Annotated in this window: 15 protein-coding genes and 1 pseudogene; 10 read left to right on the forward strand and 6 right to left on the reverse strand. The window is 71.2% G+C overall.

Features of this window, described 5'->3' with window-relative positions; all coding sequences use genetic code 11:
* Positions 1 to 256: 256 nt before the first annotated feature.
* Together E4O86_RS18290 and E4O86_RS18295 are read left to right on the forward strand one after the other, a co-directional pair.
* Positions 257 to 604, forward strand: coding sequence for a hypothetical protein (locus tag E4O86_RS18290; protein WP_161141991.1), 348 nt, complete (start codon positions 257 to 259; stop codon positions 602 to 604).
* Entirely contained in the window at positions 592 to 1,332 is a 741-nt protein-coding gene (locus E4O86_RS18295; protein ID WP_161141992.1) for a Crp/Fnr family transcriptional regulator, read from the forward strand. Before E4O86_RS18290 ends, E4O86_RS18295 begins: the two co-directional genes overlap by 13 nt.
* 18 nt (positions 1,333 to 1,350) lie before the next feature.
* Here E4O86_RS18295 and E4O86_RS18300 read toward each other — a convergent pair whose 3' ends face one another.
* Positions 1,351 to 3,474 (reverse strand): M3 family metallopeptidase, encoded by a 2,124-nt coding sequence (locus E4O86_RS18300; RefSeq protein WP_205520959.1) that lies wholly within the window; start codon positions 3,472 to 3,474, stop codon positions 1,351 to 1,353.
* A gap of 110 nt (positions 3,475 to 3,584) precedes the next feature.
* Between E4O86_RS18300 and pheT the strand changes: the two genes are divergently transcribed.
* The 3 genes from pheT (at position 3,585) to murA (ending at position 7,649) form a co-directional block, all read left to right on the forward strand.
* A complete protein-coding gene (pheT, locus tag E4O86_RS18305; RefSeq protein ID WP_161141993.1) occupies positions 3,585 to 5,990 on the forward strand; it encodes a phenylalanine--tRNA ligase subunit beta in 2,406 nt (801 codons plus the stop codon).
* A 172-nt stretch (positions 5,991 to 6,162) separates the two neighbouring features.
* Positions 6,163 to 6,321 carry a hypothetical protein gene (locus E4O86_RS23260; RefSeq protein WP_205520960.1) on the forward strand — a complete coding sequence of 53 codons (159 nt, stop codon included), beginning with the start codon at positions 6,163 to 6,165 and terminating at the stop codon, positions 6,319 to 6,321.
* 38 nt (positions 6,322 to 6,359) lie between these two features.
* Positions 6,360 to 7,649 (forward strand): UDP-N-acetylglucosamine 1-carboxyvinyltransferase, encoded by a 1,290-nt coding sequence (gene murA, locus E4O86_RS18310; RefSeq protein WP_161141994.1) that lies wholly within the window; start codon positions 6,360 to 6,362, stop codon positions 7,647 to 7,649.
* Positions 7,650 to 7,691: 42 nt separating this feature from the next.
* On the opposite strand, the gene E4O86_RS18315 is transcribed toward murA, so the two are convergent.
* The 3 genes from E4O86_RS18315 to E4O86_RS18325 all read right to left on the reverse strand — a co-directional run bounded on the left by E4O86_RS18315 (position 7,692) and on the right by E4O86_RS18325 (position 11,101).
* Positions 7,692 to 9,044: an MATE family efflux transporter gene (locus E4O86_RS18315; protein ID WP_161141995.1), complete on the reverse strand. Its 1,353-nt coding sequence runs from the start codon at positions 9,042 to 9,044 to the stop codon at positions 7,692 to 7,694.
* A 97-nt stretch (positions 9,045 to 9,141) separates the two neighbouring features.
* The gene (locus tag E4O86_RS18320) at positions 9,142 to 9,417 is read right to left on the reverse strand and encodes a DUF6460 domain-containing protein (protein WP_161141996.1); all 276 of its coding nucleotides are present in this window, start codon (positions 9,415 to 9,417) and stop codon (positions 9,142 to 9,144) included.
* 58 nt (positions 9,418 to 9,475) lie between these two features.
* Entirely contained in the window at positions 9,476 to 11,101 is a 1,626-nt protein-coding gene (locus E4O86_RS18325) for a cisplatin damage response ATP-dependent DNA ligase (RefSeq protein WP_161142004.1), read from the reverse strand.
* 125 nt (positions 11,102 to 11,226) lie between these two features.
* On the opposite strand from E4O86_RS18325, the gene E4O86_RS18330 reads away from it, so the two are divergent.
* Positions 11,227 to 11,400, forward strand: coding sequence for a DUF1328 domain-containing protein (locus E4O86_RS18330; RefSeq protein WP_161141997.1), 174 nt, complete (start codon positions 11,227 to 11,229; stop codon positions 11,398 to 11,400).
* 410 nt (positions 11,401 to 11,810) lie between these two features.
* On the opposite strand, the gene E4O86_RS18335 is transcribed toward E4O86_RS18330, so the two are convergent.
* Positions 11,811 to 12,461 carry an isochorismatase family protein gene (locus tag E4O86_RS18335; protein ID WP_161141998.1) on the reverse strand — a complete coding sequence of 217 codons (651 nt, stop codon included), beginning with the start codon at positions 12,459 to 12,461 and terminating at the stop codon, positions 11,811 to 11,813.
* 39 nt (positions 12,462 to 12,500) lie between these two features.
* Complete coding sequence (locus tag E4O86_RS18340; RefSeq protein WP_161141999.1) at positions 12,501 to 14,882, reverse strand: molybdopterin cofactor-binding domain-containing protein; 2,382 nt, start codon at positions 14,880 to 14,882, stop codon at positions 12,501 to 12,503.
* Between the two features lie 188 nt (positions 14,883 to 15,070).
* Between E4O86_RS18340 and E4O86_RS18345 the strand changes: the two genes are divergently transcribed.
* The 4 genes and pseudogenes from E4O86_RS18345 to E4O86_RS18360 all read left to right on the forward strand — a co-directional run.
* Positions 15,071 to 15,709 (forward strand): LysE family translocator, encoded by a 639-nt coding sequence (locus tag E4O86_RS18345; protein ID WP_161142000.1) that lies wholly within the window; start codon positions 15,071 to 15,073, stop codon positions 15,707 to 15,709.
* 179 nt (positions 15,710 to 15,888) lie between these two features.
* The gene (rpmH, locus tag E4O86_RS18350) at positions 15,889 to 16,023 is read left to right on the forward strand and encodes a 50S ribosomal protein L34 (RefSeq protein WP_161142001.1); all 135 of its coding nucleotides are present in this window, start codon (positions 15,889 to 15,891) and stop codon (positions 16,021 to 16,023) included.
* A 16-nt stretch (positions 16,024 to 16,039) separates the two neighbouring features.
* Positions 16,040 to 16,402 (forward strand): ribonuclease P protein component, encoded by a 363-nt coding sequence (rnpA, locus tag E4O86_RS18355; protein ID WP_161142002.1) that lies wholly within the window; start codon positions 16,040 to 16,042, stop codon positions 16,400 to 16,402.
* Positions 16,399 to 16,669, forward strand: a pseudogene (locus E4O86_RS18360) (membrane protein insertase YidC); the annotation flags it as partial. The gene rnpA and the pseudogene E4O86_RS18360, both read left to right, overlap by 4 nt.

A 16,669-nucleotide genomic window follows, 5' to 3' on the forward strand; every position in this document is an offset into this window, starting at 1 on the left:
GTCCGCCGGCCTCCAATCCGGCAGACAGCTTGAATCATCTCAGCGCTGATTTGGGAATCCCGATTCAATTAGGTCGGGTAACGCTCTAATCCGATTCGATGATGGCGGCGTGACGCTCGCCAGCCCGTCCGTTCACGATCCGGCGAGGCATCCTCGATCCGCGCTCCGGGCCTCACCCTTATCACACGTTAAGGCCCGCGCCGCGCGATTGGTCCACGTTCAATCCGGGACGCGCAAGCAGACAGGAGGAGCGGCAATGCGGGATCGCCCGTTCGCCACCTGGCCGAGCCGGCCTTACGGTGCCTACCTGAGGATCCATGCCGCGGTTGCCGCCGCAGCGCGCGAGGGTCGCATCCTCTACACGCGCGAGATCGTCGAGGACATACTGAACGCGGCGCCCGGCATCTCGCTCGACCAGAGCCAGATCGAACACGCGCTCGTCCTGACCGCCGCAGCACAGGGCGTCCCACTCGTGATCGGGGATCGCGGCCCGGACGCCGCCAGGATCGCCAACCCGAAACGCGACGCCGCGGGCCGGCCCTCCGGCCGCAGGCCGGAGCGCGCCGCGCATGCCGGGGAAGAGGCGCGCTCATGGCATCGATAGCGATCCCGGCCACCGCGCTCAACGGGACCGCGCCGCTCCCCGGCCGCACGCGGGAGCCGCTGCCGGACCGGTCGGCGTCGGCCTGGCGGAACGCGCTTCTCGGCGCGCTTCCCATGCCCGAGATCCGCCTCCTGCTGCCCTTTCTCGTCGAGACGGAAATCCGGGCCGGAGAGACCCTCATCGAGCAGGACCGGGCGGTGGAGTCCTGCCACTTCATCGAGAGCGGCCTCGTCGCGCTCATCGCCTTCACGGGGGACAGGAAGCCCGTCCAGGTCGGCATGCTCGGAGCGGACGGGCTGGTCGGCGCTCCGGCCGCGCTCGCGAGCGAACAATCGCCTGTCCGGGCCGTCACGCAGACGCGGTGCACGACAAGCGTGATTCCGGCGGACCGGCTTCGCCAGCTCGCCGCCGAATGCCCGACGCTTCGCACGCTGGTGCTCGGCCAGCTCCGCAACCAGTTCCGCCAGTCCACGCGCTCCGCCGCATGCATCGCGCGGCACAGCCTGGAACAGCGCGTGGCGCGCTGGATTCTCGACGTGTCGGACCGGCTGGGACGCGATTCCGTCGAGCTGACCCACGATTTCCTCGCCTCGCTCCTCGGGGTCAGGCGCGCGAGCGTCACCTGCGCGCTGCACGTGCTGGAGGGCGAGCGCGCCATCATCGCGCGGCGGGGACAGCTCACGATCCGGGACCGCACGCGCCTCGCCGCCCTCGCCTGCGCGTGCTGAGCGGCGGCGCCCGCCCGCTCAGAGCTCGCCGGCGGCGACCGGCGCGGCGACCAGCCCGCGCTTCTTCAGGAGCGCTGCAGGGTCCGGATCGCGCCCGCGGAAGAGGCGGTAGGCCTCCTTCGGATCGCGCCGATAGCCGGCGGAATAGACGAATTCCCTGAGCCGCGCCGCGGCCGCCGGCTCGAACGCGTCGCCCGCCTCCTCGAAGGCCTCGAAGCCGTCGGCGTCGAGCACCTCCGACCAGAGGTAGGAATAATAGGCGGCCGAATAGCCGTCGCCGGCGAAGATGTGGGCGAAGTGCGGCGGACGGTGCCGCATCACGATCCCGGCCGGCATGCCGAGGCGCGCAAGCGCCGCGCGCTCGAAGGCGCCGATCTCCACCGCCTCCGGCTCCGGGCTCGCGTGGAGATCGAGATCGACGAGCGCGGACGCGACATATTCCACCGTCGCGAAGCCCTGGTTGAAGTTCCGCGCGGCGAGGAGCTTGGCAAGCAGCGCCTCCGGCATCGGCTCGCCGGTCGCCGCGTGGCGCGCGAAGCGTCGCAGGACCTCCGGCTGCTCCAGCCAGTGCTCGAAGAGCTGCGAGGGAAACTCGACGAAATCGCGCGAGACGTTGGTGCCGGCGATGAGCGGATAGGTGACGTCGGACAGGAGCCCGTGGAGGCCGTGGCCGAATTCGTGGAAGAGCGTACGCGCATCGTCGAAGGAAAGGAGCGTCGGCTCGCCTTCGCCGGCCTTCGAGAAGTTCGTCACATTGACGACGATCGGGCGGATGTCGCCGGCGAGCTTCTCCTGGACGCGGAAGGAGCTCATCCAGGCCCCGCTCCGCTTCGAGGCGCGCGCGAAATAATCGCCGAGGAACAGGCCGACGAACCGGCCGCCCGCATCGGTCACTTCGAAGGCGCGCACGTCCGGATGGTAGAGCGGAAGGTCGTGCCGCTCGCGGAAGCTCAGGCCGAAGAGCCGGCCGGCGGTGTCGAAGGCCGCCTCGATCAGCCGGTCGAGCTGGAAGTAGGGCTTCACCTCGCCTTCGTCGAAATCGAAGGCGCGCTTCCGCCGGCGCTCGGCGTAGAAGCGCCAGTCCCACGGCGCGATGGCGAAGTTCCCGCCTTCCGCCCGCACCAGCTCCTGGAGCGCGGCCTCTTCGCGGAGCGCCTGCTCGCGCGCCGGCCCCCAGACCGAGCGCAGCAGCGCGTAGGCCGCCTCCGGCGAGCCGGCCATCGTGTCGGCGAGACGGTAGGAGGCGAAGCTGTCGAAGCCGAGGAGCCGCGCGCGCTCGGCCCGCAGGCGCACCATCTCCGCCGCGATGGCGCGGTTGTCGGTGGCGCCGCCGCCCTCGCCGCGCGCCATCCAGCCCTTGAACGCCTGCTCGCGGAGGTCGCGCCGCGCCGAGAACTGCAGGAAGGGCTCGATCGAGGAGCGCGCGAGGGTGATGACGTGCTTGCCGGGAAGCCCCCGGTCGGCGGCGGCCCGCGCCGCGGCGGCGCGCAGGAAGGCCGGGAGCCCGGCAAGGTCCGCCTCGCCCTCGAGCACCAGCGCGAACGCCTTCTCGTCGGCGAGGACGTTCTGCGCGAACTGCGTGCCGAGCACCGACAGGCGTTCGTCGATCGCGGCGAGGCGGGCCTTCTCCGCCGCCCCGAGCCCGCCGCCGTTCCGCATGAAGATCGTGTGGTAGCGGTCGAGGACGCGCGCCTCCTCGGCGCCGAGCCCGAGCGCATCCATCCGGGCGTGGAGATCCGCGATCCGCCGGAAGAGCGCTTGGTTCTGGAACGTCGCCGTCCGGTGCCGCGCGAGCACGGGCGCCATTTCGCGCTCCACCGCCTGCAGCTGCTCGTTGGTGTCGGCGCCGGCGAGGTTGAAGAAGGTGGCGGAGACCCGGCGGAGCGCCCGGCCGCTCGCCTCCAGCGCGGCGATCGTATTCGCGAAGGTCGGCTCGCCGGGATCGGCCGCGATCGCGTCGATCTCGGCGCGCTGCTCCGCGAGTGCAGCCTCGAAGGCCGGGCGGAAGTGCTGCGGCCCGATTTCCGCGAAAGGCGGCAGGCCGAACGGCGTGGCCCAGTCCCCGAGCAGCGGATTGCCGGACCCTCGCACGGCCGCCCCGGCCGGCGCCGGCGCTCCCGCGGCGGATGCGTTCTCGTTCAAGCCGTGTCTCCTCCGCTTCGTCGCGCAGCGCCTATATGTGTCCGCCTTGCCTCGCTTTCACCACCCCGCTAGGGAACGGGCTCCTTTATCCCCTCCGGCAGAACGGTGCCATGAAGTTCACGCTGTCCTGGCTCAAGGACCATCTCGAGACCGACGCGAGCGCCGAGGAGATCGCCGAGGCCCTGACCCATCTCGGGCTCGAGCTCGAGAGTCTCTCCAATCCGGCCGACACGCTGCGGCCGTTCGTCATCGCCCGGGTGATCGAGGCGCGCCAGCATCCGAACGCCGACAGGCTCCGCGTCTGCCTGGTCGATCCGGGCTCGGGCAGCCCGGTGCAGGTCGTCTGCGGCGCACCGAATGCGCGCACCGGGATGACCGGCGTCTTCGCGCCGCCGGGAAGCTGGGTTCCCGGCACCGGCATCGAGCTCAAGGTCGGCACCATCCGCGGCGTCGAATCGAACGGCATGCTGGTCTCCGAGCGCGAGCTGCAGCTCTCCGACGAGCACGAGGGCATCATCGACCTGCCCGCGGACGCGCCCGTCGGCCAGCCCTATGCGCGCTGGATGGGCCTCGACGATCCGGTGATCGACGTCGCGGTGACGCCGAACCGCCCGGACGCGCTCGGAGTCTACGGCATCGCGCGCGACCTCGCGGCGAAGGGGATCGGACGGCTGAAGCCGGTCGAGGCGATGCCGGTGGCAGGCGCCTTCCCGAGCCCGATTCCGGTCGATCTCCGCTTCGAGGACCCGGCCAGCACGCCCTGCCCGCTCTTCGTCGGCCGCACCATACGCGGTGTCCGGAACGGACCGTCGCCGGCCTGGATGCAGCGCCGGCTGCGCGCGATCGGCCTCCGCCCGATCTCCGCGCTCGTCGACATCACGAACTACGTCACGCACGGCTATGGCCGGCCCCTCCACGTCTTCGACGCCGACAAGGTGACGGGAACGATCCATGCCCGGCTCGCCCGGGACGGCGAGACGATCGCGGCGCTCGACGGGCGGGTCTATGCGCTCGACGGCACGATGACCGTGATCGCCGACGATCACGGGCCGGAAAGCATCGCCGGCATCATGGGCGGAGAGCGCACCGGCTGCACCGAGGCGACGACCAGCGTCTTCCTGGAATCCGCCTATTTCGACCCGATCCGCACCGCCACGACCGGCCGCAAGCTCGGCATCAATTCGGATGCCCGCTACCGCTTCGAGCGGGGCGTGGACCCGGCCTTCGTCAAGCCCGGCGCCGAGATCGCGACGCGCCTCATTCTCGACCTGTGCGGCGGCGAGGCGTCCGACCTCGCCGTCGCCGGCGCCCCGCCGATCCGGAGCCGGTCCTATCCGCTCAGGATGGACCGCGTGAGAACGCTCGCGGGCATCGACATCCCCGTGGAGGACCAGATCGGCATCCTCGAGGCGCTCGGCTTCACGGTGGCAGGCACGGATGCCGAGATCGTCGCGGAGGTGCCGACCTGGCGGCCGGACATCGACGGCGAGGCGGATCTCGTCGAGGAGATCGTCCGCATCTATGGGCTCAACGCGATCGAGAACGTGCCGCTGCCTCGGCTCGAAGCCGTGACCGGCCGGCGGATCACGGTCGCGCAGCGCCGGCGCTTCCTCGCCGCGCGGGCGCTCGCGGCGCGCGGCTTCAACGAGGCGGTGACCTGGTCCTTTCTGCCCAGGACGCAGGCCGAGCTCTTCGGCGGCGGACAGCCTTCCCTCGTGCTCGCCAACCCGATCTCGACGGAGCTTTCCGACATGCGGCCGTCGCTCCTGCCGAACCTCGTCGCCGCGGCGGGGCGGAACTTCGCCCGCGGCTTCGCGGACGTCATGCTGTTCGAGGCAGGCCAGGTCTATGGCGGCGACCGGCCCGAGGACGAGCACCTCAACGTCACCGGGGTCAGGCGCGGCATGTCCGGACCGCGGCACTGGTCGGCGCCGCCGCGCCCCGTCGACGTCTTCGACGCCAAGGCCGACGCGCTCGCCGTGCTCGCGGCGGCCGGCGCGCCCATCGACAGGCTGCAGGTCGTCGCCGAGGGGCCGTCCTGGTACCATCCGGGCCGGGCCGGGTCGTTCATGCTCGGACCGAAGAACCGGCTGGCGAGCTTCGGCGAGCTGCATCCCCGCGTCCTCGACGCGATGGACGTGCCCGGCCCGCTCGTCGGCTTCGAGGTGGATCTCGATGCGGTTCCGCTGCCGAAATCGGCCCGCACCACCCGCCCCGCGCTCGCCGCGTCCGACCTCCAGGCGGTCCGGCGCGACTTCGCCTTCCTGGTGGACGCGGACGTGGCGGCCGAGCGACTGGTGCGCGCGGCGCGCGGGGCCGACAAGGCGCTCGTGCAGAACGTGAACGTCTTCGACGTCTTCACCGGGCCCTCGGTCGGCGAGGGCCGGAAATCCATCGCCCTCGAAGTCGTGCTGCAGCCTCGCGAGCGGACGCTCACGGACGAGGAGATCGACAAGGTGGCGCGCAGCATCGTGACGGCGGTCGAGAAGGCGACGGGGGGCCAGCTGCGGACCTGAGCGTCTTCGATTTCCCGCGTTCCGCCTTCGCACGCGAATCGGCGCGCTAAGCCGGCGAAGGCTTTCGCCGCGAACCGGCAAAACCTGGCGGCAACTGCCGCAGGCGCCGGGATTTCTGCACGGCTTGCCCGCGTTGCTTTGCAGAAGAGCGCCGGTCGGCTATCCATGCAGGATGAAGAACGGAAATTCGGAGGCCGGCGGGAACCGGCGCGACGAGCGCAAGGCGCGGCTGGCGCGGGCCCTCCGCGAGAACCTGAAGCGCCGCAAGACGCAAGGCCGGGACCGGGAGGGGCCCGTCCGTGGCGAGGAGGATTCCTCGCACCAATCCTGAACGCCGCGCGGCACACAGCCCGCGAGCCGGAGACATTCATGGACAGTATCCGCATTGTCGGCGGCAATCCGCTCAAGGGCGCGATCCCGATCTCGGGCGCGAAGAACGCCGCGCTGCCGCTCATGATCGCAAGCCTGCTCACGCCGGAGACGCTGACGCTCGAAAACGTGCCCGACCTGGCGGATGTCGGGCTCCTGAAGCGCATCCTCGCCAATCACGGCGTCGATTACAGCGTCGCCGGCAAGAGGCCGGGCGACCTGCCGAATGCCGGCCAGACGCTCGGGCTGACGGCGGCCGAGATCGTCGACACGACGGCGCCCTACGAGCTGGTGTCGCGGATGCGCGCGAGCTTCTGGGTGATCGGGCCGCTGCTCGCCCGGATGCACGAGGCGCGCGTCTCGCTGCCGGGGGGCTGCGCGATCGGCACGCGCCCGGTCGACTTCTTCCTCATGGGCCTCAGGGATCTCGGGGCCGAGATCGAGCTCGACCGCGGCTACGTGGTTGCGCGCGCCCCGGGCGGCCTCAAGGGCGGGCGGGTCCGCTTTCCGAACGTCTCCGTCGGCGCGACGCACACGATCATGATGGCCGCGACGCTCGCCGCCGGCGAGACGGTGATCGAGAACGCCGCGCGCGAGCCGGAGGTCGGCGATCTTGCCGAGTGCCTCACGAAGATGGGCGCGCGGATCGAGGGCGCCGGCACCGGCACGATCCATGTCGAAGGCGTCGCGGGGCTCAGGGGCGCGGTGCACCGGGTGCTGCCGGACCGGATCGAGACCGGCACCTATGCGATGGCGGTGGCGGCCGCGGGCGGCGACGTTGTGCTCAAGGGCGCGCATCCGGAGCTCCTGCAGTCCGCGCTCGACGTGCTCGGCACGGCGGGGGCCTCGGTGTCGCCGGCCGCGGACGGGATCCGGATCGTGCGCAACGGCGCGGGGCTCGCCCCGGTTTCGGTCACGACCGAGCCCTTCCCCGGCTTCCCGACCGATCTCCAGGCGCAGCTGATGGCGCTCGCGACCCGCGCGGAGGGCAGCTCGTCGATCACGGAGACAATCTTCGAGAACCGCTTCATGCACGTCCAGGAGCTCGCCCGGCTCGGCGCCGACATCCGCCTCAACGGCCAGACGGCCACGGTGCGCGGCGTGAAGAGCCTGAAGGGCGCGCATGTCATGGCGACGGATCTCCGCGCCTCCGTCTCGCTCGTGATCGCTGGCCTCACCGCCGACGGCGAGACGACGGTCAACCGCGTCTACCATCTCGACCGCGGCTTCGAGCGGCTGGAGCAGAAGCTTTCGGCCTGCGGCGCCGAGATCGAGCGCGTCCGCGGCTGAGGAAGGCGGCGGCCTTCGCCTCCGCCGGAGGGGGCCCTAGCTCTAGACGGGGAAGGTGCGCGGCAGCAGCCGGCGCATCCGCCAGCGGAAGGTGAGGGAGCGCGCGCCGAGGAAGACGAGGAGTGCCGCCCAGAGGCCGTGATTGCCCCAGACCGGCACCAGCACGGCCCAGGCGACGAGATAGACGGCCACGGAAAGCAGCATCATGTTGCGCATGTCGCGCGACCAGGTCGCCCCGATGAAGATGCCGTCCATCTGGAACGCGACGACGGCGGCGACCGGCGTGAGCGCCGCCCAGGGCAGATAGACCCGGGCGGTCTCCCGCACCTCCGGCGCAGTCGTCATGAGATCGATCAGCGCGCCGCCGGCAAGGCCGTAGACCAGCGCGACGGGGGTGGAGACCGCGAGGCCCCAGCCGATCGTGAGCTTCACGGTCCGCTCGAAGGCTGGCCGGTAGCGCGCGCCGACCGCGCGGCCGGCGAGATGCTCCGCGGCGGCGGCGAGACCGTCGAGGAAATAGGAGCCGGTCATGAAGAAGTGCATCAGGATGGCGTTCGCGGCGAGCACGACCGGCCCGAACGTCGTGCCCTGGCGCGTGAAGAAGGCGAAGGCGAAGAGGAGCGAGAACGAGCGCACCATCATGTCGGTGTTGAGGCCGGCCGTACGCTTCAGCCGCTCCGCGTCGAACACCCGGGCGAGCGGCGGACGGCCGCTCGCGAGCACGCTCCGCCAGGCGAGGAAGAGCCCGACGAGCGCGGTCGCGACCTCGGCCGCGACCGTCGCCCAGGCGACGCCTGCGACGCCCCAGCCGAGCCCCAGCACGAAGAGCACGTTCAGCCCGATATTGACGCCGTTGAGGAGCGTCTGCAGCAGGAGCCCCATCCCCGAGCGGCCGCGGCCGAGCATCCAGCCGAGCACCACGTAATTGACGAGGGCGAAGGGCGCGGAGAGGACGCGCACGTCGAAATAGATCCGGCCCGCGGCAAGCACCGCGCCCTCCGCGCCCATCGCGCCGAAGCCGAGCGCGGCGAAGGGCAGCTTCAGGAGGACCATCAGCAGCCCGGCGACGGCCGCGACCCCGAGCGCGCGCAGGAGCACCGCCTGCTCCTCCACGAGGTCGCTCGCGCCGACCGCCTGCGCCGTCAGGCCCGTGGTGCCGCCGCGCAGGAAGTTGAAGGTGGTGAAGAAGATGTCGAAGATGATCGCCGCGACCGCGATGCCGCCGATCAGCGCGGCATCGCCGAACTGGCCGATGACCGCCGTGTCGGCCACGCCGACGAGCGGCGTGGAGAGATAGGCGAAGGTCATCGGGATGGCGAGCCGGAGCACGCCGGCATGCGTCACGGCGAAGGGCCGCGCAGGCCCCGCGATCGGATCCGTCTCCTCGGCTGCCATGCGCCCACCCCGCCGCCAGACCGGCTGCTTAGCGCAGTCTCCGGGCGGAGCGCCACAGGCCGTCGACGCCCGCGATGCGACCGGCCCGCATCCCTGTTCAGTCGGCGCGGCGGGAGCCGAACCTGAAGAGACGCATCAGCACGAAGATCGGCACGACCACGACGGCGCCCATGGCGAGATAGGTCAGCGCCTGGTCGAAGAAGGCGAAGCCCATGTTCCAGATGCGCCACACGATGCGCTCGGCCCAGTAATAGAGCTGGACGGGGTGGATGTTGAGCGTGGCGAGCACCAGTCCGACCACGAAGGAGAGCACCAGCAGGCGGAAGAAGACCCGGATCGGGCTGTCCCCCAGGAATTGGCTCAACCGGTTCATCCCGCGCTCCGTGCTTGCCGGGGCTAGGTAGGAAAGTCCGCCGGAGCGCACAAGCGGCTCAGCCTTCCGACGGCAGCAGCCTGCGAAGGGTCTCGATGCGGTCGGCCTCGCCCGGCGGCTTGTCCCAGCGCAGGCGGTTGATGCGCGGAAAACGCATGGCGATGCCGGAGCGATGCCGCGTGGAGCGGTTGAGCCCCTCGAACGCGACTTCGAGGACGAGGCCGTGGGCGGGCTCCGCGCGTACCGCCCGGACCGGGCCGAACCGCTCGGTGGTGTTGTTGCGCACGAAACGGTCGAGCTCGCGCAGCTCCTCGTCCGTGAAGCCGAAATAGGCCTTGCCGACCGGCACCAGCTCCGGCGCCTCCTCCGGCCCGGCCCAGACGCCGAACGTGTAGTCCGAATAGAAGGACGAGCGCCTGCCATGGCCACGCTGGGCGTACATCAGCACCGCATCGACCGTGTAGGGATCCCGCTTCCACTTGAACCAGGGGCCCTTCGGCCGGCCGGGCACATAGGCGGAATCCCAGCGCTTCAGCATCAGGCCCTCGGCGACCTCGTCGAGGCGGTCGTCCTTCGGCGGCTCGGCCCTCAGCCTGGCGAGCGCGTCCCAGTCGTCGAACGCCACGATCGGGGAGAGGTCGATCCGGGGCGAGCCGGCGCGCGCGACGAACGCCTCCAGCCGCCGCCGGCGCTCCGCGAAGCCGAGCGGGCGCAGATCCTCGGTGCCGTCCTGCAGCAGATCGTAGGCGCGGATGAAGGCCGGATGGCTCTTCATGAGGCGCGGCGTGACCGTCTTGCGGTTGAGGCGCTGCTGCAGGTCGCCGAAGGGCGCGACGGCGATGCCGGTGCCGCTCTCGCGGCCGACGAGCAGCTCGCCGTCGATCGCGCCCTCGAAGGCGAGCTCCTCGAGCATGTCCGGGAAGGCGCCCGAAATGTCGTCGCCGGTGCGGGAATAGAGCCTGCGGACCCCCTTCTCCGAGACCGCCTGGACGCGGATGCCGTCCCATTTCCACTCCGCCGCATACGCGGCGGGATCGAGGCCCGGCAGCTCGGCCTCGTCGAGCGCCTGCGCGAGCATCACCGGGCGGAACGGCGCGAGCGCCTCGCTCACCGGGCGCGGGCCGCGGCCCTCGAGCCACGCGAACAGCGCCTCGTAGGGGGGCGCCAGTCCGTGCCAGATCTCCTCGATCTCGATCACGTCCTTCCCGCCAAGCCGGGCGAGCGCCTGCTTGGCGAGCCGGGCGGTGACCCCGACGCGGAGCTCGCCGGTGACGAGCTTCAGGAGCGCGTAGCGCCCGGACGCATCGAGGCCGTCGAGGCAGCGCTCCACGATCCGCGGCCCGTCGAGACGCGAGGCCGCGCCGAGCGCCTCGACCACGTCCGCGAGCGACAAGTCCGCGGCCGGTCCCGGCCGCTCCGGCCAGACGAGCGCGATCGTCTCCGCGAGATCGCCGACATAATCGTACGAATAGCCGAACAGGACCTCGTCCATCCGCTCGGTGACGAGCGCGCGGAGCATGGCCGGCTTCACGCTCGCGATGGAGAGATCGCCGGTGAGCGCCGCCAGCGCATAGCCGCGGTCGGGGTCCGGGGTGGTCCCGAAATGATCGACGAGGAGCCTGATCTTGCCGTTCCGCTGCGGCGTGAGCACGAGGCGGTCGAGCAAGGCGGCGAAGCGTTCCATGGCGGTCAATATAGGCGCGGCGACGGGCGGCGGCATCTCGGCGCCGGGGGCGGTGACAAGCCGGCTACGGAACCGATGCGGCGGACGCGAGTTGCTCAGGCCGAAGGCAAGAAACCGAGGCGGACATGCTGAAATGGGCTCTCATCTTCCTGGTGATCTCGCTCGTGGCGGGCGCGCTGGGCTTCTCGGGGATCGCGCGGGGCGCCGCCTCGATCGCCAAGTTCCTGTTCTTCCTCTTCCTGGTCCTGTTCGTCCTGGCGATCATCCTGATCTTCGCGACCGGATCGGCCCTGTTCTGATCGGCGCAGGGCGCCTCTATGCGGGCCGGCCCATCCTGGGCCGGCCCGTCGCATGAGCCCCCTCCGGTACAAGGGCCACAGCCGCCGCTCCGCGGCACCCCGGCTTCGCTTTCGAATTTTGAATGCAACCAACGTACTTCCGGCGCATTTACAGGCCCGGAACACCTGCTCAGCCGAGGAGCACCACAATGATCCGGTATTTCCTGACCCGCATGATCGCCTTTATCGCGCTCACGACTGCATCGACCGTCGTGATGGCGCTTCCGCACATGATGTAAGAGGAATTACGCGAACATCGCTTGCCGAAGAAAGCATTTTACAGGGGAATTACGAAGGCGCGCTTCAAGTATTCTAAAACGAAGCGGGCCATGCGGGCCGGATCCGAACGACCCCGCCGCCCGCACCGGCCGTCAAGGCCCGTCGCCGCGCCAAATTCCACAGATCGCGCTCGTCGGGACGACAGGGCTCGTCCAGCCTCGCAGAAAGGCAAGGCTGCGCTCGTGCGCTTCCCGGCTGTAGGAGCCGCAGGCATCGGCGGCGACGACGGTGTAGTAGCCGAGCGCCGCCGCGTGCCGGCACGTGAACTCCACGCCGATGTCGGTCGCGACGCCGGCCACCACCAGCGTGTCGACGCCCATCGTCCTCAGCCGGAGATCGAAGGGCGTATCGACGAAGATCGAGGGCTGGCTCTTCTCGATGACGAGATGATGCGGCGCCGGCGCCATCCCGTCGACGAACTCGGTCTCCTCCATGCCGCGCTGCATCGTCGGGGCGAGGTCGTCCGGGCGATCGACCTTCTGCTTCTTCATCAGGAAGAGGAGGAACGGCCCGGCCGTCAGCGCGAGCGGCGGCAGGACATGGCGGCTCCATGCGACGGGGATGCCGGCCGCGTCGGCGGCCTCGACGAGCCGAAGGGCATTGTCCCGGATCCGCGCAATCTCCGGAGCGCGGCCGGCGAGGCCCTTCTGCATGTCCCAGAGAAGAAGCGCGACGCGGCCCGGCTCCAGAAAATCCTCGAGCCGCAGCGGCACGCTTGCGCCTGAACGGAAGCCTTTCCGCACGAACCCTCCCGTCCCCTGCCGCCTCGCCCGGCCGGGCCGCTACGGCCTTGCCGGAACCGCCTCCGGCTGCGGCGCGGAACCCGCTTCCTCCGCAGCCCGGATCGCCCGCCATACCTGCTCCGGCGTGAGCGGCATGTCGAGGTGACGGATGCCGAGCGGGGCGAGCGCATCGAGGACGGCGTTCGTCACGGCGGAGAGCGCGCCGACCGCCCCGGCCTCGCCCGCACCCTTCACGCCGAGGGCGTTCTGCGCCGTCGGCACCTCGTTGCTTTCGAGCGCGAAGTCCGGAAAGTCGATCGCGCGCGGCATCCGATAGTCCTGGAACGAGGCCGTGACCAGCTGGCCGGTCTCGGCGTCGTAGCGGATCGCCTCGCCCGCCACCTGCCCGAAGCCCTGGGCGACGCCGCCATGGACCTGCCCCTTCACGAGCAGCGGATTGACGACGCGGCCCACGTCCTCGACGACGGTGTAGCGCGTCAGAAGCCATTCGCCGCTTTCGGGGTCCACCTCCGCCTCGCAGACATGGCAGCCGTTCGGGAAGGTTGCGCCGCGCGCGGAGACGATCGCCTTCTCGATCAGGCCGAGCTCGCTCGAGGGCGGCAGCCTGCCCGGCTCGAAGCTCGCGCGCGCCACCTCCTCGAGCGCGAGCGAGCGGTCGGTCCCGGCGATCCGGAAGCGGCCCTCGGCGAACTCGATGTCGCCCGGGTCCGCCTCGAGGAGACGGGCGGCGATCTCCCGGCCGCGGGCGACGATCTTGCCGGCGGCGCGGGCGAGCGCGGTTCCCCCGGCTGCGATCGAGCGGGAGCCGAACGTCCCCTTGCCGTGCGGCACGGCGTCCGTATCGCCGTAAAGGATCTCCACGCGGTCCGGGGCGAGGCCGAGCAGCTCGTGCGCGACCTGGCGGAAGGCGGTCTCGTGACCCTGGCCGTGATTGTGGGTCCCGAGCAGGATGGTCGCCCCGCCCGACGGATCGAACCGGATCTCGCACGCCTCCTCGCCCGGATTCTGCTCGGGGCCGCCGGCGATCTCGATCGGGTTCGCGATGCCGAGCCCGAGCAGCCTGCCCCTCTCCGCGGCCGCGCGCCGGCGCTCGGCGAAGCCGTCGAAATCGGCGAGCGCCAGCGCGCGCTCCATGTTGGCGGGGAAATCGCCGCAATCGTAGGTAAAGACGAGCCCCGTCCGATAGGGCATCTCCGACGGGCGGATCATGTTGCGCCGCCGGAGCTCGATCCGGTCGAAGCCGAACTCGGCGGCCGCCACGTCGATGATCCGCTCTATCGCATAGGTCGCCTCGGGGCGGCCGGCGCCGCGATAGGGGGCGGTCGGCTGGGTGTTCGTGTGGACGCCGATCACCTCGGCATGGATCGCCGGGGTCCGGTAGGTGCCGGCCAGCCCGCCGAGATTGTTGGTCGGCGAGTGCGGCGTGTTCATCGCCAGATAGGCGCCGAGATTGGCGATCGTGCGCACCCTGAGCGCCAGGAAGCGGCCGTCTCCGTCGAGACCCAGCTCGACGGAGGTGAGGTTGTCGCGGGCGTGATGGTCGCTGAGGAAGGATTCGCTCCGGTCGGCCTGCCAGCGGACCGGACGCCCGACGCGGCGCGCCGCCCAGAGCACGAGGATCTGCTCCGGATAGATGCTGCCCTTCATGCCGAAGGCGCCGCCGATATCCGGGGCGACGACCCGGATCCGGGATTGCGGCACGAAGAGCGCGTGCTCGGCGAGCTCGAGCCGCAGCCGGTGCGGGCTCTGCGTCCCGGAATGCAGCGTGTAGCGGCCGGTGCCGGGATCGAAGAGGCCGATCGCGTTCCGCGGCTCGAGGGTGTTCGCGGAGACCCGGGAGATCCGGAAATCGAGCCGCGCGACATGAGCGGCGGCGGCGAGCGCGCGGTCGACCGCGCCGCGGTCGCCCTGCTCGAACACGAAGGCCTCGTTGTCGGGCACGAGATCCGGCCAGACGGCGGGGGCCCCCGGCGCAAGCGCCTCGGCGGCGTCGGTCACCGCGGGAAGCTCCTCGTATTCGACGGCGACCCGCTCGGCCGCGTCGCGGGCCGCCTCGGCCGTCTCGGCCAGCACGATCGCGACGGCATCGCCGACGAAGCGCGCGCGGTCGACGGCAAGTGCGCGATAGGGCGGCTCCGCCATGGGCGAGCCGTCCCGCCGCCTGCGGCGGACAGCCGTCACCAGGCCGCCTATGCCGTCGGCCTCCGCGTCGCGGCCGGTGAGGACCGCGACGACGCCCGGGGCGGCGAGCGCCTCCGCGGCGTCGATCCGCCCGATCGCCGCGCTCGCATGGGGCGAACGGACGACCGCCATGAAGCATTCGCCGGCGAAGCGCAGATCGTCGGTGTAGTGCCCGCGGCCGCGCACGAAGCGATCGTCCTCGATGCGGCGCACCGGGCTTCCCACCCCGAACGCCGTCACCTCTGCCATCCTTTCGGGAATACCGCCGCTTTCCTGCCCACTGCCCCAAGCCCTCCGCCTGATCCGCCCGCCCTTCCTCGCCCAAGTCCGGCCGCGCTGCAACAAGCCGGGGAGGATTCCGCGGACCCCCTCGCGCCGGACGCGGAGCGGCGTAGCCAGACCCGGCCGGCGGCTGTAGAAGCGCGGCGATGCTCAACGCCTACCTTCTCGCCCTCGGCGGCCTGTTCCTCGCCCAGATCGCGCCGGGCCCGAACCTCATGGCGGTCGCCGGGGCCGCGCTCGGCCAGGGCCGGCGCATCGCGTTCTTCGTGGCGCTCGGCATCGCGAGCGCGATCCTGGTCTGGATGAGCCTCGCCACGTTCGGGCTCGCCGCGCTCCTCGCCATCCATCCCGGGCTCCTCACGGCGATGAAGCTCCTCGGCGGCGGCTATCTCTGCTTCGTCGCGCTGAGGGCGTTCCGCGCCGCCTGGATCGGTCTCCCCCCGCGCCTCGGCGCCGAGCGGGCAACATGGACCCGCGCGCAGGCCTGGCGGCGCGGCATCCTCGTCAACCTCACCAACCCGAAATCGGCACTCGCCTGGACGGCGCTCGCCACCTTCCTCTACGGGTCCGGCCTTTCCGCGCCGGCCGTGCTCGCCTTCGCGCCGCTCGGCTGCCTCTCGGCGCTCATCGTCTACGGCAGCTACGGCACGCTGTTCTCGAGCGGGCTGGCGAAACGCGCCTATGCCCGCTTCGCCCGCGCGATCGAGGCGCTGTTCGGGCTCGCCTTCGGCGCGATCGGGGCCGAGCTCCTCGCCGACGGCATCGGCGAGGTCGCGACGCGGTGATCCGCGAGCCGCCAGCCTCGCGTTGACTTGGCCGCCCCTTTCACCCTATATCGCGCTCGGCTCATCGGGCGCGGCGTCAGCGTCGCCTCCGGCCTGTTCCCGAACATCGATGCGGCGGCTCCCGGGCGGAGCGCGGCCGCGTCCCCGAACGAAGGGTCGCCCCCGCGGCGGCAGACGAGATGAAGCGAACCTATCAACCGAGCCGGCTGGTCCGGAAGCGCCGCCACGGCTTCCGCGCCCGCATGGCGACCCAGAACGGCCGGAAGGTGCTGGCCCGCCGGCGCGCCAAGGGCCGGAAGCGCCTGTCGGCGTGAGCCGGACCGGGCGCCGATGGAGCGCCTGAAGAAGAGGCGTGATTTCCTTGCCGCCGCGAAAGGTCGCAGGACCGCGCGGCGCGCTTTCGTTATGGAGACGCGCGATCGCGGCGACGGCGGACCGGTGCGCTTCGGCTTCACCGTCTCCAAGCGCACCGCGAAGAAGGCGGTCGAACGCAATCGCATTCGCCGCCGCCTCAAGGAGGCCGTCCGCCTCGCACCGGCGGAGGCGGCGGGGCGGGGCTTCGACCATGTGCTCGTCGGTCGCCGCGCGGTGCTCGACGCCGATTTTGCCGCTTTGAGAGCGGATCTTCAGAGCGCGCTCCAGGAAGCCACCGGACCGGCGCGACGGAAGGACGGGCGGAGACCGATCCGATGAACAGCAACCGCAACACCATGATCGCGATCGCCTTGTCGATCGCGGTGCTGCTCGCGTGGCAGTATTTCGTCGCCGGGCCCAAGATGGAGGCCCAGCGGCAGCGCGAGGTCGCGGAGCAGCAGCAGAAGGCTGCGGAGCCTTCGCCCTCGGCGACAGCCCAGAACGAGGCCGGACAGCCGGCGGCGGGAACCGCGCCGGCACCCGGAGCGGCACCGGGAGCGGCACCGGGAGCGGCGCCCGGCAGCGCGGGGCCGGCCGCCCCGGCCG

This window comes from Propylenella binzhouense (assembly GCF_009866965.1).
Classification (GTDB): domain Bacteria; phylum Pseudomonadota; class Alphaproteobacteria; order Rhizobiales; family Afifellaceae; genus Propylenella; species Propylenella binzhouense.